At 64.8% G+C, this 16370-nt stretch carries 16 protein-coding genes; 5 read left to right on the top strand and 11 right to left on the bottom strand.

Features of this window, described 5'->3' with window-relative positions:
* Positions 1-3: 3 nt before the first annotated feature.
* Positions 4-504 carry an rRNA maturation RNase YbeY gene (gene ybeY, locus AB0Y14_RS01695; RefSeq protein WP_129314530.1) on the bottom strand — a complete coding sequence of 167 codons (501 nt, stop codon included), beginning with the start codon at positions 502-504 and terminating at the stop codon, positions 4-6.
* A 29-nt stretch (positions 505-533) separates the two neighbouring features.
* Positions 534-1613, bottom strand: a complete 1080-nt coding sequence (locus AB0Y14_RS01690; protein WP_238692301.1) for a PhoH family protein — start codon at positions 1611-1613, stop codon at positions 534-536.
* 227 nt (positions 1614-1840) lie between these two features.
* On the opposite strand from AB0Y14_RS01690, the gene AB0Y14_RS01685 reads away from it, so the two are divergent.
* Complete coding sequence (locus tag AB0Y14_RS01685) at positions 1841-2758, top strand: GerMN domain-containing protein (RefSeq protein WP_436587557.1); 918 nt, start codon at positions 1841-1843, stop codon at positions 2756-2758.
* A 7-nt stretch (positions 2759-2765) separates the two neighbouring features.
* Here the strand turns inward: AB0Y14_RS01685 and AB0Y14_RS01680 are convergent, their stop codons facing one another.
* The 3 genes from AB0Y14_RS01680 to hrcA form a co-directional block, all read right to left on the bottom strand.
* On the bottom strand, positions 2766-3533 hold the full coding sequence (locus tag AB0Y14_RS01680) for a 16S rRNA (uracil(1498)-N(3))-methyltransferase (RefSeq protein ID WP_436587556.1): 768 nt from the start codon (positions 3531-3533) through the stop codon (positions 2766-2768).
* A gap of 9 nt (positions 3534-3542) precedes the next feature.
* Positions 3543-4673, bottom strand: a complete 1131-nt coding sequence (gene dnaJ / locus AB0Y14_RS01675) for a molecular chaperone DnaJ (protein ID WP_129314410.1) — start codon at positions 4671-4673, stop codon at positions 3543-3545.
* A 66-nt stretch (positions 4674-4739) separates the two neighbouring features.
* The gene (gene hrcA / locus AB0Y14_RS01670; RefSeq protein ID WP_436587555.1) at positions 4740-5753 is read right to left on the bottom strand and encodes a heat-inducible transcriptional repressor HrcA; all 1014 of its coding nucleotides are present in this window, start codon (positions 5751-5753) and stop codon (positions 4740-4742) included.
* 202 nt (positions 5754-5955) lie between these two features.
* Between hrcA and AB0Y14_RS01665 the strand changes: the two genes are divergently transcribed.
* Both AB0Y14_RS01665 and AB0Y14_RS01660 read left to right on the top strand, forming a co-directional pair.
* Positions 5956-6819: a DUF3097 family protein gene (locus tag AB0Y14_RS01665; protein WP_129314412.1), complete on the top strand. Its 864-nt coding sequence runs from the start codon at positions 5956-5958 to the stop codon at positions 6817-6819.
* Positions 6820-6960: 141 nt separating this feature from the next.
* Positions 6961-7377, top strand: a complete 417-nt coding sequence (locus tag AB0Y14_RS01660; RefSeq protein ID WP_238692278.1) for a DUF4870 domain-containing protein — start codon at positions 6961-6963, stop codon at positions 7375-7377.
* A 33-nt stretch (positions 7378-7410) separates the two neighbouring features.
* Here AB0Y14_RS01660 and hemW read toward each other — a convergent pair whose 3' ends face one another.
* Positions 7411-8637 carry a radical SAM family heme chaperone HemW gene (gene hemW, locus AB0Y14_RS01655; RefSeq protein WP_436587554.1) on the bottom strand — a complete coding sequence of 409 codons (1227 nt, stop codon included), beginning with the start codon at positions 8635-8637 and terminating at the stop codon, positions 7411-7413.
* On the bottom strand, positions 8634-10490 hold the full coding sequence (lepA, locus tag AB0Y14_RS01650) for a translation elongation factor 4 (protein ID WP_178979847.1): 1857 nt from the start codon (positions 10488-10490) through the stop codon (positions 8634-8636). The genes hemW and lepA overlap by 4 nt, the downstream gene beginning before the upstream one ends.
* Before the next feature lie 101 nt (positions 10491-10591).
* Between lepA and AB0Y14_RS01645 the strand changes: the two genes are divergently transcribed.
* Both AB0Y14_RS01645 and rpsT read left to right on the top strand, forming a co-directional pair.
* Positions 10592-11122: a type II toxin-antitoxin system PemK/MazF family toxin gene (locus AB0Y14_RS01645; RefSeq protein WP_129314415.1), complete on the top strand. Its 531-nt coding sequence runs from the start codon at positions 10592-10594 to the stop codon at positions 11120-11122.
* Between the two features lie 219 nt (positions 11123-11341).
* On the top strand, positions 11342-11605 hold the full coding sequence (gene rpsT / locus AB0Y14_RS01640; RefSeq protein ID WP_129314416.1) for a 30S ribosomal protein S20: 264 nt from the start codon (positions 11342-11344) through the stop codon (positions 11603-11605).
* Positions 11606-11700: 95 nt separating this feature from the next.
* Here rpsT and holA read toward each other — a convergent pair whose 3' ends face one another.
* From holA to AB0Y14_RS01620, 4 genes are all read right to left on the bottom strand, one after another.
* Positions 11701-12711 (bottom strand): DNA polymerase III subunit delta, encoded by a 1011-nt coding sequence (gene holA, locus AB0Y14_RS01635; RefSeq protein WP_436587553.1) that lies wholly within the window; start codon positions 12709-12711, stop codon positions 11701-11703.
* Positions 12680-13666 carry a ComEC/Rec2 family competence protein gene (locus AB0Y14_RS01630; protein WP_436587552.1) on the bottom strand — a complete coding sequence of 329 codons (987 nt, stop codon included), beginning with the start codon at positions 13664-13666 and terminating at the stop codon, positions 12680-12682. The genes holA and AB0Y14_RS01630 overlap by 32 nt, the downstream gene beginning before the upstream one ends.
* Before the next feature lie 809 nt (positions 13667-14475).
* Positions 14476-15324, bottom strand: a complete 849-nt coding sequence (locus tag AB0Y14_RS01625) for an SLBB domain-containing protein (protein WP_436587551.1) — start codon at positions 15322-15324, stop codon at positions 14476-14478.
* A gap of 92 nt (positions 15325-15416) precedes the next feature.
* Entirely contained in the window at positions 15417-16367 is a 951-nt protein-coding gene (locus AB0Y14_RS01620; protein WP_436587550.1) for a DegV family protein, read from the bottom strand.
* Between the last annotated feature and the right edge of the window lie 3 nt (positions 16368-16370).

Genomic DNA, 16370 nt, shown 5'->3' with positions numbered 1-16370 from the left:
TGGTCAGTGCCTCGTTTCCACGGGTGCCGCGTGGCCCAGGAATTCTTCGAGGATCCCGCGCTGGAGAGCGAACATTTCTTTTTCCTCGTCACGGGTGCCGTGGTCGTAGCCCAGGCAGTGCAGGATACCGTGCACCGTGAGCAGGCACAGTTCGTCGGCCGTACTGTGGCCTGCGGCCTGTGCCTGGCGGGACGCGACCGTGGGGCACACCGCGATGTCGCCCAACGTGCCCTCGGCCGGTTGGTCCGGGGAACCGGGACGCATCTCGTCCATCGGGAAGGACATGACGTCCGTCGGCCCGGCCAGATCCATCCAACGGAGGTGGAGCTCTTCCATCTCTGCTTCCCCGACCAGGGCCACCGAAGCCTCGGTACGGGCAGACACGTGCAATGCGTCGAAGGCAAAAGCGACCAAGGCCCGCAACTGTGCAAGATCTGCCTCGGCGAAGGCGGTCTCCTCCGCCGGGGTCTCAGGTTCGGAGGCTTCTATCTCGACGAACGGCAACCTTTCCTCCGCTTCAGCTTGGTCGGCGTTCACTGCGCGTCTCCTTCCGGACGGTGATCCCGCTGCGAGTCCGTTCCGCGCCGCTCACGGCGGCCTCCCGACCGTCGGTGGGACACGGACTGCTGCTGATCCTCCCACTGCCCGTAAGCCGTCACGATGTCGCTCACGAGCTGGTGCCGAACGACGTCGACGGCCTCGAGCTGCGAGAAGTGGATGTCCTCGACGTCGTTCAGAATGTTGCGCACCTGCCGCAACCCCGACGCCGAACCGGTCGGCAAATCGACCTGGGTCACATCTCCGGTCACAACGATCTTGGAACCGAACCCCAGGCGCGTCAGGAACATCTTCATCTGCTCGGCCGTGGTGTTCTGGGCCTCGTCCAGGATCACGAACGCATCATTCAGGGTGCGACCACGCATGTACGCCAGGGGTGCCACCTCAATGGTTCCGGCCTCCATCAGGCGCGGGATGGATTCGGGTTCCATCATGTCGTGCAGCGCATCGTAGAGCGGCCGGAGGTAGGGGTCGATCTTCTCATTGAGACTGCCCGGCAGGAACCCGAGGTTCTCCCCCGCTTCCACGGCCGGACGGGTGAGGATGATGCGGTTGACTTCTTTCGACTGAAGGGCCTGCACGGCCTTGGCCATGGCCAAATACGTCTTGCCCGTGCCCGCAGGCCCGATGCCGAAGACGATGGTGTTCGAGTCGATGGCCTCAACGTACTTGGACTGGTTGAGGGTCTTCGGTCGGATCTTGCGTCCGCGAGAAGAAAGAATGTTCTGGGTCATGCTCGGAGAGGCCGCCGACATGTTCTTGATCAGCAAGTCCACCAGTCGTTTGACGACCTCAGCACTGATCACACCTTCCTGGGAAGACAGGACCTCCAATTCCTCGAAGAGTCGAATGACCAGGTCGACCTGCGCCGAGGGGCCGGTGACAACGACGTCGAGTTCCTTGGCCGCCACGGAGACCTCCGTGAAGGACTGCTCGATGATCAGCAACGACGAATCCTGCGGTCCGAGGACCTCCACCATCGACTCTCGGCTTCGGAACGTGTAACTCCTCGAAACGGACAGGGGGCGAGAAGAACCTGGTGTGGATGCTGTCATCAAATGCGGAATAACCTCTCCCTCAAAGGGTTGCGAACCCGCCGTGCTGGGGATCCGGTGATTGTTCCAGACTACCGGTCCCGAGTCAGGGTCACCACGAGTCTCCTCTGACAGCTGAGCGACGGGCTCGGAACACACCGAGGCCACCCGGATACCACCCGACACCGTAGACTGGACCCACGGACCCCGCGGCCCAGAGGCCGCGACCTGATCTGGAGGCCGAGGACATGATCTCACGCGCATGGCGCCCCGCCGCCGGGATTGTCGCGGGCCTCTTCGTGCTCCCCAGTGTGCTGAGCGGTTGTGGTTTGCTCGATGCCGCGAACCAGGTGGGTGAGTCCGAAGAATCGGCGTCCCCGACCTCGGAGGCCTCGCCGTCGGCCCTCAAGGTTCCGCTGTACTGGATCGGCGCCACCGGCAAATCCTCGTTCCTCTACCGGGAATATCACGACTACAAGGCGGACGACGCCGCGTCGAGGGGCGACGTCGTGGCGACCGCGGTGTCCATGCTGACACGGGTCCAGCCTCGCGACCCCGACTACCACAACCCATGGAATCCCGCGGGCTCGGTCGGATCCTCCATGTCGAAGGACGGAACCCTGACGCTGAACCTGTCCTCCGACGCCTTCGACCACTCGATATCTGCCGACGAGGCCAACCTGGCCGTGCAACAACTGGTGTACACCGCGACCGCCTCAGCCGCCGTGGGCGGAATCTCGGATGCCGGGCCCAGCACCAAGGTCATCGTGCTGGTCGACGGGCACCGCGGATACAAATTCGGAAATCAGACGCTGGGCCAGACCGTCGTCAGGGACGAAGCCGTCGCGGCCCCGCTGTGGATCATCGATCCGGAGCAGAATTCCGTATTCGGCACCACGACCACGGTCAAAATGGTGGCCACCAATGTGGCGTCCCGGGTCTACTGGGACATCCGCAAGAATGGTTCCGAAGCTGCGGCAGGATCGGAAGATCTCTCCGGCGACGACTCCGGGCTCCAGGAGATTCAGTTCAGCCGAAACCTGGCCGAGGGAGACTACACGATCCGCATCTACATCAAGACCGAGGACCTCAAGGATCCCGGGCTGGCCGTATCGGATCAGGAGGTCAGTCTCTACGACGACCACCAGTTCACGGTCAACAAGTAGACGGCTGTCACTGCCACAGGCCGGTCACGGCGTTGATCACCGCGATCGCCGCCGCCCCGGCCGTGGAGCTCCTCAGGACGTCGTGACCCAGAACTGCTGTTCGGGCACCGACGGATTCGAGGCTCCGAAGTTCTTCCGGACCGATTCCACCTTCCGGGCCGACGACGACGAACAAACGTCCGTCTCCTGAGAAGCCGCGCGAGACCTGCAGGTCGTCCAATACAGCGAGAAGACTCTGCCCGGCCTGCTCGTGGAGAACGATCATCGAGTCCTCGGGACCGACGGCCCGCGCCAACTGGGCGGTCGAGACCAGGTGGTCGACATCAGGTACCAGCGAACGCCGGGCCTGCTTCGCGGCGGCCTTCGTGGTCTTGGCCCATTTCGCGTGTGCCTTGGCGGCGCGGTCCTGTTTCCACCTCACGATGCTGCGGTCTGCCTGCCACGGGACAATGGCTCGGACACCCAGCTCGGTCGCCATTTCCACGGCCATCAGATCCCGGTCGCCCTTGGCGAGGGCCTGTACGAGAATCACCGGACTCCGCGGGTCCCGTTCGGGTCCCTCTTCGACGGTGATCGCGAGTCCGTCCTGGAGGATCTCGCTCACGGTACCGACGATGCGCCGGCCCTCGCCGTCGACCAGGTCGAGGGCCTCGCCCGCCCCGAGTCGTTTGACCGTCTTGGCGTGATGGCCTTCGTCTCCCGTCAGCTCGAACCGGTCCCCCGGGGCCAAGGCCCCGAGGGACTCGGGATCGATGTAGAAAACCGGATGCGTCACGGCGTGCCTCTAGTCCTGGAAGCGGTCGCGCAGGCGGGAGAAGAACCCCTGGCCGGTGTTCTGCAGAGTCTCGCCGACGGCGTCGTCCTCCCCACGCAGCTCGGCCAGCCGCTTCAGAAGCTCGCGCTGTTCGTCGTTCAACTTCGACGGGGTCTCGACGTCGAAGTGCACCACGACGTTGCCGCGGCCGTTGCCGCGCAACTTGGTCACGCCCAGGTCACGGAGCGTAGTGGTCTGGCCGGTCTGCGTACCGGGCTTCACCGTGACGTCCTGAGGGCCGTCGAAGGTCTCGAGGCTGATGGTCGTGCCGAGGGCGGCCGCGGTCATGGGCACCGTCATCGTTGCGTGGAGGTCGTCGCCCTCGCGGGTGAAGGTTTCGTCCGGGTTGACCCGCAGTTCGACGTAGAGGTCGCCATTCGGCCCGCCGCCCGTTCCGGCCTCGCCCTGGCCTCCCAGACGGATGCGGGTGCCGGTCGCGACGCCCGCCGGAATCTTGAGGGTCAGGGGCTTGCGCTGGCGAACGCGTCCCTCGCCGTAGCACTCGGGGCAAGGATGCTTGATGACGGTTCCGAAACCGCGGCAGCTCGGGCATTCGGCGGTGGTGACCACGTTGCCCAGAATGGACTGGACCTGGCGCTGAATGTGCCCCTGGCCGTGGCAGACGTCGCAGGTCTCGGGCTCGGTCCCCTTCTCGGTTCCCTGGCCCTCGCACAGCGTGCACGTCACGGCGGTGTCCACCGTGACCTCCTTCTCGGTTCCGAACACGGCATCGCGGAGGCTGACCCGAACGTTGATCAGTGCGTCCTGACCCTGACGGACCCTGCTCTCCGGTCCCCGGGCGCCACCGGCGCCCTGGAAGAAGGTCTCGAAGATGTCCGAGAATCCGAATCCGCTGCCCGGGAATCCGCCGCCGAAGCCGGTATTGTTTCCGTTCTCGTTTCCGGTCGCGTCGTAGACGCGTCGCTTGTCCGGGTCGGAGAGAACGTCATGGGCGTGCGAGACCCGCTTGAATTCCTCAGCGGCCTCCGGCGAGGGGTTCACGTCCGGGTGGAGCGTTCTCGCCTTCTTGCGATACGCCTTTTTGATCTCTTCCGGGCTGGCGTCCCTGGAGACGCCGAGGGTCTGGTAGTGGTCGCTCACTGAACTTCCTTGATCTGCGGTGGGCACCGCGTGGGTTCCAATTCGTCAACGGCTGTACGTGCCGATTTATTCGTGCAGGATGCGGGAGAGGTACCGCGCGACGGCTCTCACCGCGGACATCGTTCCCGGATAATCCATGCGAGTCGGTCCGACGACGCCCAATTTCGAGGCAAGTTGCGGCCCGTACCCGGTGGCCACCACCGACGCGTCCGACAATGGGCTTTCCGCGTTTTCCCTCCCGATCCTCACGGAGACGCCACGGGCGTCGTCGTCGATCTCGGAGAGCAACCGCAACATCACGACCTGTTCTTCCAGGACATCGAGGATCGGGGCGATGTTGCGATTGAAGTCGTCGGTGGATTCGGCCAGATAGGAGGTGCCTGCCATGAGCAGCCTTTCCTCCTGTTCGTTCCGACCCAGGATAATCACCATTCCGGCCAGGATCGCGGCGGATTTCTGGTGCATCGGCTCACATCTGGTCACGGCCGGGACCAGTGCTTCCTCGAGTTCGCCGACGGGTTGGTCCAGGATGGCGTCGAGGAACTGCGCGCGCATGGTCTTGAGCGTTTCCTCGGTCAGGTCCTCCGGGACCTCGACCACACGCTGCCCGACTCCGCCACGAGTGGTAATCATCACGACGAGAACGAATTTCGGCGCCATGGTCACCAGCTCCAGGTGACGAACGCGGGCACCGGTCCTGGTCGGATACTGGACGAGAGCAACTTGGCGGGTCAGCTGCGACAACAGCCTGACCGTCTTCTCCATCATCTGGTCGACGTCGTCGGAGGAATCCAGGAAGCTCGAGATCGCACGACGTTCCGCCACGGACAGCGGTTTGACCGACGCGATCTGGTCGACGAATGCCCGGTATCCCTTGTCGGTGGGGATCCTCCCGGCACTCGCATGGGGTGCCATGATCATGCCCGCTTCTTCCAGGGCTGCCATGTCATTGCGAACGGTAGCGCTGGAGACGCCGAGCCGATGCCGATCGACCAATGCTTTGGAGCCGACGGGCTCCCGCGAATGGACGTAGTCCTCGACGATCGCGCTCAGGACGTCGAGCCGGCGCGGCTGATTCACGGTCTCTCTCCCTACTGGCTCGTCCTGGTCATGGTGGCGGAGGGCCATGTGCACTGGCACTCTCCGCGCTCGACTGCTAAGTCTACGCCGCGAAACCGCCGTCGGAAAACGCTTCCGGCGTGCTCAGCTCTCGGCGGAGCGACTATATTGGGTCGGTACCCATGTCCTCGATCCAGGACCGTCATCACACAAGGAGAAGCGCATGGACCGCTACGGATGGGGGCCCCAGGACCTCGGCAGCGCGGGGTTGAGCCACCGTCCCCCTGAGCCGCGGGATCTCGAGGTCAGGCAGGGAATGGTCATCGAAGAGGTCCAATCCGGCTGGGTGGGTGCGGCGGTGTCCCTGCAGTCCGTGGGCGGTCAGCGCGTCGTCGGCCTCGAGGACCGGCACGGCGCCGTACGGTCCTTTCCGCTCGGTGACGGCTTCCTGTATGAAGGCGAGCCGGTGCGTCTGGTGGTCCCGCGGCCGAAGAAGACGACGACGCCGGGGCGCACCCGGTCCGGTTCGGTGGCCGTGCCCGGGGCCAAAGCCCGTACGGCGCGGGCTTCCCGCATGCTGGTCGAGGGACTCCACGACGCCGAGCTGATCGAGAAGGTCTGGGGAGACGATCTCAGGATCGAAGGCATCGTCGTCGAGCCCATGCACGGCCTGGACCACGTCGAAGAAATCATCGAAGAATTCGCGCCCTCCCCTCAAAGACGCCTCGGTATCCTGGCGGACCATCTGGTCGAGGGAAGCAAGGAGTCGCGGTTGGCCGACCAAGCCATGAAACTGGCCGGGGCCCAGGGGAATGTACTGTTCGTGGGGCATCCCTACGTGGACGTGTGGGAATCGGTCAAGCCCAAGGCGGTGGGCCTGCGCGAGTGGCCATCCGTGCCTCGCGGCGAAGACTGGAAGACCGGAATCCTGCGTCGCATCGGTTGGCCCCACGAGACACCTGCACAGCGGGCCAGAGCGTGGAAAAAGATCCTCGCGAGCGTGAACACCTACGCCGACCTCGATCCGGGGATCCTGGGGCCGGTCGAGCACATCATCGACTTCCTGACGGCGGCGCCCGAGCATTGAGGCGCCGAGGTCCTCTTGGCCCGGAAACGACTTCCGTGACATTGTTTGGGGGAATGCATCCCCTTTTGCGGCGACCAGCCGGTAATATTTGAGTGCGTGTCCCCGACACGCATGTATCTGCCCGAAAGACAAGGCGAGGTTTTGACGATCACTTCCACTGATAAGAAGCCACCGTTCGAGGGTGTGTCCGCGAACCCGGAGCCCCTGAGCGTCAAGGATGACCGCTCGATGGCCACGATGGCCCATTTCGGCGGGGTCATCGGGTGCATTCCGGCCGCCATCATCTACTCGACGTTGCGCACCCGCGGCCGTTTCACGGCCCAGGAAGCGCGCGAGGCACTGAACTTCACGTTGCTGCCGTCGGTGATCATCGTTGTCAGTGTCGGGCTGTCGGTCCTGCCCGGCATCGGCTGGATCTTCGGCCTGATCGCCGCGCTCGTCTGGGTCTACCTCGCCGTGTTCTCGCTCATTGCGGGCATCCGGGTCAACAGGGGGAACCCATACCAGTACAAGTACAACACGCGCACCTTCGACTGGTTCTCGCACCGGAGGCGCTGACAGGCCGGTGCCCCGCCGGGGCACCGAGACCTTTCAAGCAGTGAGTTCTCGGACCACGGCGTCGCCCAACAGACGGCCCTCGAGGGTGAGGCGCACGACGTCGTCATCGAGCGCCTGCGGGTCGATCAGGCCCTGTTGCGCGAGCCAAGGCGTCCTCTCTCTGCCCTCAGCTCTCAACCGGCCCAGGGGCAGGCCGTCCCGAATCCTGGCGGCCAGCATGACGTCCTCCATGTAGCGCGTGTCCTCGTCGAGAATCTCTCGGGCCGCAGCCGGCGAGGACCGATCACGCAGACGCTGCGCGTACGGCACGGGATGCTTGACATTCCACCACCGGGTCCCGTTGACGTGGGAGTGTGCGCCCGGCCCGATACCCCACCAGTCCTGGTTGTGCCAGTACGCGAGGTTGTGGGCGGAACGTTTCTCCACGGACGCAGCCCAGTTCGAGACCTCGTACCAGCCGTAACCGGCCTCCTCGAACAGGCGGCTGGCCAACAGGTACATGTCGGCCTGCTGGTCGTCGTCGACCGGGGTGTGGACGCCGCGCGCTATCTGTGCTGCCAGTTTGGTCCCGGGCTCCACGATGAGTGAATAAGCGGAAATGTGATCCGGCCGGTAACTGATCGCCGCTTCGACCGACGTCTGCCATTCGTCGAGGGTCTCGCCCGGGGCACCGGAAATCAGATCCACGGAGACCTCGAGGCCGATCTCACGGGCCCAGCCGACGACCTTGGGCACGTTCGCCGGCTCGTGAGTCCGTTCCAGAACTTCGAGGACACGGGGAACGGCCGACTGCATCCCGAAGGAGACCCTGGTGAATCCCGCCTCCTTGAGCGCAACGAGATCCTCGCGCTCCACCGAGTCCGGGTTGGCTTCCGTGGTGACCTCGGCGCCCGATTCCAGTCCGAAGATTTCGATGGCCGTGCCCAGGATCCGCACCAGGTCGTCGGTAGGGATCCGTGTGGGCGTGCCTCCTCCGAAAAAGACCGAGTGCAGCGGCCGGGCTGGCAAGCCCGATTCCTTGAGCACCTTCTCGGCGAAGCGCAATTCCGCGAGGGCATCCCTCACATAGGTGAGGCGCCCGACGTCGTCGCCGAAGTCTTCCTTGGCGTACGTGTTGAAGTCGCAGTATCCGCAGCGCACGGAACAGTAGGGCACATGGACGTACAGACTGAGGGACCGGCCGTCGGCTCCCTCCAGAACGGAGGCGGGCAACCGCCCGTCGCGGGGTGCGGGGTCTCCCGTGGGTTGGGCCGGGCTCACTTCTTCGCTTTGTCCTTGGTCTCCTCTGAGGAGCTCAGAGCGGCCACGAATGCTTCCTGCGGCACGTCGACCCGTCCGATCGTCTTCATTCGCTTCTTGCCCTCCTTCTGCTTCTCGAGGAGCTTGCGCTTGCGGGAGATGTCGCCGCCGTAGCACTTGGACAAGACGTCCTTGCGGATGGCCCGGATGTTCTCGCGTGCAATGATGCGCGATCCGATGGCCGCCTGGATCGGGACCTCAAATTGCTGCCGAGGAATGAGTTCCTTGAGCTTCGAGGCCATGGAGGTGCCGTAGGCGTACGCCTTGTCCCGGTGCGTGATCGCCGAGAAAGCGTCCACGCGTTCTCCCTGGAGGAGAATGTCGACTTTGACGAGGTCCGATTCCTGCTGCCCGTCGAGCTTCCAGTCCAGGGAGGCGTAGCCGCGAGTCTTGGACTTGAGCTGATCGAAGAAGTCGAACACGATCTCCGCCAACGGAAGCCGATACCGCAGTTCGACGCGTTCCTGCGAAAGATAGTCCATGCCGCCGATCTGACCGCGGCGGGACTGGCACAGTTCCATGATGGCTCCGACGAATTCGCTGGGGGCGATGATCGTGATGGCCACCATGGGTTCCGCGATGGTTTCGAGTTTGCCTTCGGGGAATTCGCTGGGGCTCGTGACCCGCATGGACGAACCGTCCTCCGCGACAACGTCGTAAATGACGTTCGGGGCGGTAGAGATGAGGTCGAGGTTGAATTCCCTCTCCAGCCGCTCGCGCACGATCTCCAGGTGGAGCAGGCCCAGAAAACCGCAACGGAACCCGAATCCGAGCGCACCGGAGGTCTCGGGCTCGTACATGAGGGCGGCGTCGTTGAGCTTGAGCTTGTCCAAAGCATCACGCAGCACGGGATAATCGGACCCATCGATCGGGAACAGCCCCGAGAACACCATGGGTTTGGGGTCCTCGTAGCCACCGAGCGGCTCATCGGCCGGCTTCTTCCCGTCCGTGACGGTGTCCCCGACTCGGGACTGCCGGACGTCCTTAACACCCGTGATCAGATACCCGACCTCCCCCACACCGAGGCCGTCGGTGGCCTTCGGCTCGGGAGATATCACGCCGATCTCCAGAAGTTCGTGTTCGGCACCCGTGGACATCATGGCGATCCGTTGCCTCGGGTTCAGCTTGCCGTCGACCACGCGGACGTAGGTCACCACACCGCGGTAGGAGTCGTACACGGAATCGAAGATCATCGCTCGGGCCGGTGCGTCCGCGTCGCCTTCGGGGGCAGGAATCTCCCGAACGATTCGGTCCAGGAGTTCCTCCACGCCTTCACCGGTCTTGCCGGAGACCCTCAGGACGTCCTCGGGCTCGCCGCCGATCAGGTTGGCGATTTCCTCGGCGTACTTGTCCGGCTGGGCCGCGGGCAGATCGATCTTGTTCAGCACGGGGATGATGACCAGATCGCTCTCCATGGCCAGATACAGGTTGGCCAACGTCTGGGCCTCGATTCCCTGTGCAGCGTCCACGAGAAGGAGGGCGCCTTCGCACGCGTCGAGGGAGCGGGATACCTCGTAGGTGAAGTCCACGTGGCCCGGCGTGTCGATCATGTTCAACGCGTAGGAGGTCCCGTCGACCTCCCAGGGCATGCGCACGGCCTGAGACTTGATGGTGATGCCGCGTTCGCGCTCGATGTCCATGCGGTCCAGGTACTGCGCCTTCATCTCCCGCGGGGTCAGGACACCGGTGGCTTGGAGCATCCTGTCGGCGAGGGTCGACTTGCCGTGGTCGATGTGGGCGATGATGCAGAAGTTGCGCAGAATCGCCGGATCGGTTGCGGCGGGCCGTGGGGCCTGACTCGCCTGAGGTGCCACGGATGTCTTCCTTTCCTGGATGGACGCACACGGGTGCAGGTTGTATCCCAGTTTCCCATGTTTTCGCGCGGGGTGCGAAGTTCTCCCCTAAGCTTGGGGGCATGAATGTCGACGCGAACACGATCAGCCGTATTTTCAGGCTGACCAGGAAGGTCTTTCGTCAGGTCAGGAAGGCGCAGAATCCATCCGGACGTCCCGGACACAGCGGCGGCCCGCGAGGTAACCGGCGTGGGGCCGCGCAGGGATACAACGGTGACTACACGGGTCGGGTCAGCGCGACCTACTCCCCCAACCCGGATGGTCGGCCCGATCCAGGAGAGATCGTGTGGACGTGGGTCCCCTTCGAAGAGGATTACTCGAAAGGCAAGGACCGGCCCGTGCTGCTCGTCGGTCGCGACGGTGACGACCTCCTTGCCCTGATGCTGACGAGCAAGGACCACAACAACCCGGCCCACCATGATGAACGATACATGGATATCGGAACCGGACCTTGGGACCGCCAGGGCCGGCCCTCGGAGGTCAACGTGGACCGGGTCATCCGGGTCCAGGCCGAGAACGTCCGTCGCGAGGGCGCGACCCTCGACCGGCGGCGGTTCGACGACGTCGTCGGGCGCCTGAACTCCCGCCGGTAGCGTGCGTATCGAATACTGTGGGTGACGCCCACGGGGTGGCATACGTCATCGCGTGTCCGCTCTGGCTCGGTCCGCGAGCCTCTGATAAACTCGACAGCTGTGTGTCCGATGGTCATCGGGCACTGCGGGCCGGATTGCCATAGGCATCCCCACGCCGCTCAGTCAAGATCCGGCTCGTTTGCCCTCACTGACCTATTAGACAAAACAGAAAGTTTTTAAGTGGCTAACATCAAGTCTCAGAAAAAGCGCGTCCTGACCAACGAGAAGGCACGCCTCCGCAACAACGCCTACAAGTCGGAGCTGCGGACTGCCGTTCGCAAGGTCAACACCGCTGTGCAGGCCGGCAACAAGGAAGAGGCCGACCAGGCCCTTCGTCTTGCCAGCAAGAAGTTCGACAAGGCTGTGAGCAAGGGTGTTCTGCACAAGAACAACGCTGCGAACAAGAAGTCGGGCCTCAGCAAGCGGGTCAACGCTCTGTCTTAGTCTGCAGCTAGAGAAGTGAGCCGAAGGGCCCCTCCGTTCTCGGAGGGGCCCTTCGTTGTCTCACTCGGGGTTCGTCGGTTTCTCCCGATCCGCCCCTACCTGCGGGATCCGGCGGTGGAAAGATTCAGAACCGCACGTTCCAAGGCATAGACGGGATCCTGCGCCTCTCCTTTGACCTGGGCGTCTGCTGTGGCGAGACCGCGGATGACGTGGCTCAGTGACTCGGAACTGAACCTCCTCGCGTCCCGTTGGGCCTGTTCGACCTGCCACGGGGCCATGCCCAACGATTTCGCCAGAGAATTCGGGTTCTCCCGCCGCCCATGGACCTGGGCGATGTGTCTGACGCGCGCCGCGAGGGCCCCGACCAGCGGAACGGGGTCTACCCCGGAGTCCAGGGCCTGCCTCAGTGCCCGGAGCGCAAATCCGCTGTTGCCGCCGACCGCGGCATCCGCAACCTTGAACGCGGTGACCTCGACCCGTCCGCCATAGTACTTTTCGACAACCTGGTCGGTGATCGTGGCCGGGCCATCGGCGATCAACTGGTGGCAGGCGGCCGCAAGTTCGGAGACGTCGCTCCCGGCGGCAGCGATCAGCATGCGGGCGGCATCCGGTTCGATGCGTCTCTGCTCGACCCGGAATGTTTGGTGAACGAAGTCCGTCTTGTCCCGATCCGTTTTGAGAGGCTTGCACTCGACCACCGGGTGCCCTTGCTTCTTCACGGAGTCGATGAGCCTCTTGCCGCGATTTCCGCCACCGTGGTGCAGGATCACGACCGATTCCGGATCCGAGGCTTCCACGTAGGGTACTGCCTCCGCCAGAAAGTCGTCATTCATTTTCTCGACCTCGGAGACGACGACCACCCGTGCGTCTCCGAACAAGGACGGGCTGGTGGCCATCGCCAACGAGCCCGAAGAGTAGTCCTTGGCCGACATCTCGTGAACTTCGACGTCACCGCGCGATGCCCGGACCTCGGCCACGATGCGCCGTCGCGCTTGGGCGGCGAAATACTCCTCGGGGCCGTAGAGCAGGATCACGGGCCCGGGCTCGACGTCACGCCACGTGGGTCCCGTGGATTCACGATTGCTTCGGCGAGGTGGCACTGGCATCTCCGGAGGATAGGAACGGTGGAGCGAAACGGACCGATCGGTCACACATCTGAGGCGAGTCGGCGGCCCGGATCGTTTCCATACTATGGCTTCGGGCCGGGTCCAGACGAACAATGATGAGGGCGGAAACTGTGCTGAGCAGCGTGGCGATCGCGACGGGTGCGAGTCCCCCAAGGGCGGGGATGCGAGCCCCAGGCCACCGCGCCACGACCTCTGCGACGCTCTCAATCCAGCCAGCACCCCATCCCGCGCACATCGTCGCGGCGTCGGCCACTAGGGGCAACGGTGTGGCAAGCATCCCGACGATCGCGCAGACCGTGGCGACCGGAACCACGGGTGCGACCGCCACGTTGGCCGCAACCGAATACCCGCTCCAGAACCCACTGACCCACAGGAGAACCGGCGTGCACCACAGGGTCGCCACGATTGTCATGGCCACCACGTCCGCGACGATCTCGGGCAGGACTACGGACAGAATCCTCTGCGCCGAAGGCCCTTGGAGCAGGATTCCGGCGGTGGCCAGAACCGAGAGAATGAACCCCACATTGCCCGCCATCGAGGCATCCGCGCACAGCAATGCGATGATGCTGAACCAGAGAGTCGCACTCGCCGTTCGTCCCCGCCCGAGAACCATCGCAGTTCCGCTCAAAAGTCCCATGGATGTGGCTCGCAGAACGGACGGTTCCGGTCCCACGAGTGCTGCGTAACCGCCGACGACGACGCCGCCCACCGCGAGCGTCACAGCACGCGGACAGCGTGTCCAGCGCAGTGATTGCACGCCGAGAAGGAACACGAGTGCCACGTTGGATCCGCTGACCGCCGTCAGATGGGTCAGGCCCGCTGTTCTGAGCGCTTCCTTGGCTCCCGCCGAGAGGGCGGAATCATCGCCGTAGGCCATCCCCGTGACGAGGGCTGCAGTATCCGGTGTCAGCAGGCGGGAGGTTCTTGCGGACATCGTGTCCCGCATTCTTGCTCTCCACCACTGACCCGGACGGGTCCGGGAGTCGTTTCCGGCGGGAGACGTGAGCTGTGCAGAGACAATCCGGAGGTCAGGAGGCCCTGCGTCGTGTCGGAGCGGTATGGCCGTGACCTGGTAGGTGCCCGGCTGAGGCCCACCCATCGCTTCCTGTACACGACCCGTCCCGAACCTCGCGGTATCTCTGTTTGCGTGCGGAGCCCCTTCTCCCCCGGATCTCGCGGATGTCGGCCACCACGTAGTTACCCTCACAGATCCGGAGACCCTTTCGCCCCCTGATTCGATGGCGACCACGCGGGCGTTCACCCCTGAAGCGTGGTTGTACCGTGCCACTCTGGAGCGCCGGTCCGGCTCAACGACGAGGTCCAACCGGGCCGTAGTTGTTCCCTCGGCGGCGACTCGGAGCGCCCGGTGAAGGTCCGAAGCAGGCGGAAGCGCGAACCAGAGGACTGAACCTGCCGCCACGCACATCGTCGACATAGCGGCCAGGCATCCGGACAGGGCCTGAGCGCGTGCCCACCCGCGTCGGGCAGTCAGGGCCGCGGCCCCGGCAACGGAGGCTCCCAGGATCCAGAACATCACGGCGACGGGAAACTGATGTCCCGATCCTGTCACGCCGACCCAGGCCGCCGCGCACCACGAGGCGGCCGCGGCAGGCAGCAACCGGAGGTCCAGCACTCCACCCGGCCTCATACCGTGACCAGGGGTTCCAGCGACGCCAAGAGTGTCGGCCCTATCCCGGGCACGGCGTCCAAATCCGAGACGGATCGGAACGGCCCGGACTGATTTCACCAGTCCACGATGCGCTGAGCAAGCTTCGGACCGACCTTGGGCAGCGTCTGGAGTTCCTCGACGCTGGCCGTGTTCAGGTTGACCTTGCCGTGCGACGTCGCGCCGTGAGCCCCGCTCGACGCAGACGCCCCCGGACCGGGCGCAGTACCCGTCCCCGAGGCCCGAACGGATTCTGCTTCGGCATGGGTCGGGACGCGAATTTGTTGTCCCCGAGAAACCGCCTCCGCGAGATTCATGGCGTCCAGGTCCGCGTCGCCGGACGGACCGCCCGCTGCCCGGAGGGCATCATCGACGAGAGCGCCCTCCGGCACGTGCACCAGCCCCGGCCGGTTCACGGCACCGATGACATGCACGACAACGTCGCCCTCCCCGTCGCGCTCCGCGCCCTCCCCAGCCCCTCCGGTCCGGCCTGCGTCCGAGCCATGGGACCGATCCGGTGCCGCGCCGGTCGCAGCGGTTGAGGCCCCGGGGTTCCAGGGCACCGGCGTGCCGGAAACCATGACCTTCGCGTCCTCGAAGGACGTGTCACGCGGACTCACGACAGAGGAAACGAGGAGACCGAGGGCCGACAGACACACCAGGCCGAGCACCGCTCGCGGCGACACGAACCACCGGACGCCGCCGGTATTCCTCGACGCGTCCAGGTCGGTGCCCGGTGCGCCCCGCGGCGAGGCCTCTTCCGCGACGCCGTCGGTTTCGCGAGCCCTGGCACGGGCCATCATGGCTTCGAGTCGCTCTCGTGCTTCGGGCCTTCCGACGCGACGGGCCGTGTGGACGCGGCGCCGACGGACCGAGCCACCGGGCCGGGATGTCCGGGAAGGGTCCACGTGTCCTTGCTGTTGCATGCCGGCATCGTAGGTACACGTTGGGCTCCCTGACGCAGGCGCTTGACGCCATTGTCCCGGAATTGTGGAGGGCCCGATGGTTTGTTGCCGGCTCAGCGCTCTGTGGAGGACAATCCGGGCACCCAGCGGGACGGAACGCTGACGGCACAGACGGGACCGAGACCCGTGTGCACAGCCAAAACCGGTGGGATGTTCGAGCGAAGAATCTGAATCGACTCCCCGAACTCACTGCGCAGCCTCTCGACCAGCAGGTCGGCCAGGCTGCCACCATAGAAATCCTGCAGGGCGACGACGGCCCGGCCATCACCACGGCTCGACAGGTCGGCGTCCTTCGCCACCGCGGTCGAAGCATCCTCGATCACGAGCTCGATGAGTCTCTTGACCGCCGCTGTTTCCTGGCGGGGCCGCTCAAGGTACTTGAGCTTCCCGTCCGCGATGGTCGCGATCGGGCGAATGCTGAACATCTGCCCGACCATGGCGAGGCTCTTCGGGATTCGCCCGCTCCTGGCGAGGGCATCGAGTCGTGGAACGTAGAATATGAGTCGGGCAGACTCAGCGGCCTCGATCGCGGCCCGTTCGACCTCGTCCGGCCCGCCGCCGGCCCGTGCGGCGTCCAGGGCCGCAGCCACGGCGAATCCTTGCCCCATGGCCGCGCTGCGGGAATCGATCACGCGCACGGGTACGGGCGCCTGACGAGCACTTCCACGAGCCGAGTCGACGGTCCCCGACAGTTCCCCAGAGAGATGGATCGAGACGATGTGTTCGTACCCGTCCGCGGCGAGCGCCTCGTACACGGAGGCGAAGGCACCCGGAGATGGTCGCGACGTCGTCATGCGCCGACCCTCGGCCGTGGCGACCACCAGGCGTTCCTGGACGCCGGGGTCGTCATTGTTCGTGTAGATCTGGCTGTCGATCATCAGCGGCAGCGAGATCCGTGCGAACCCACCGTCCTCGGCCCAGCGCTCGGTCACAGACGGATCGAGCCCCGCCGCCGAGTCCGTCACCACGGCGACCCGGCAGCGGGGCTCGATTCCGGTATTCATCGT

It is taken from the genome of Rothia sp. HC945, from assembly GCF_051370785.1.
In the GTDB taxonomy this organism is placed as follows: domain Bacteria; phylum Actinomycetota; class Actinomycetes; order Actinomycetales; family Micrococcaceae; genus Rothia.
Note: the sequence above shows the minus strand (reverse complement) of the source record. Positions and strands in the feature narration are given on the sequence as shown.

What these genes read in the sequence shown, in the direction of transcription:
- AB0Y14_RS01690 (WP_238692301.1), bottom strand. Translation starts at nt 1,613, where the DNA reads ATGACAGCATCCACACCAGGTTCTTCTCGCCCCCTGTCCGTTTCGAGG.
- AB0Y14_RS01685 (WP_436587557.1), top strand. Translation starts at nt 1,841, where the DNA reads ATGATCTCACGCGCATGGCGCCCCGCCGCCGGGATTGTCGCGGGCCTC.
- AB0Y14_RS01665 (WP_129314412.1), top strand. Translation starts at nt 5,956, where the DNA reads ATGGACCGCTACGGATGGGGGCCCCAGGACCTCGGCAGCGCGGGGTTG.
- AB0Y14_RS01645 (WP_129314415.1), top strand. Translation starts at nt 10,592, where the DNA reads ATGAATGTCGACGCGAACACGATCAGCCGTATTTTCAGGCTGACCAGG.
- holA (WP_436587553.1), bottom strand. Translation starts at nt 12,711, where the DNA reads ATGCCAGTGCCACCTCGCCGAAGCAATCGTGAATCCACGGGACCCACG.
- AB0Y14_RS01630 (WP_436587552.1), bottom strand. Translation starts at nt 13,666, where the DNA reads ATGTCCGCAAGAACCTCCCGCCTGCTGACACCGGATACTGCAGCCCTC.
- AB0Y14_RS01625 (WP_436587551.1), bottom strand. Translation starts at nt 15,324, where the DNA reads ATGCAACAGCAAGGACACGTGGACCCTTCCCGGACATCCCGGCCCGGT.
- AB0Y14_RS01620 (WP_436587550.1), bottom strand. Translation starts at nt 16,367, where the DNA reads ATGAATACCGGAATCGAGCCCCGCTGCCGGGTCGCCGTGGTGACGGAC.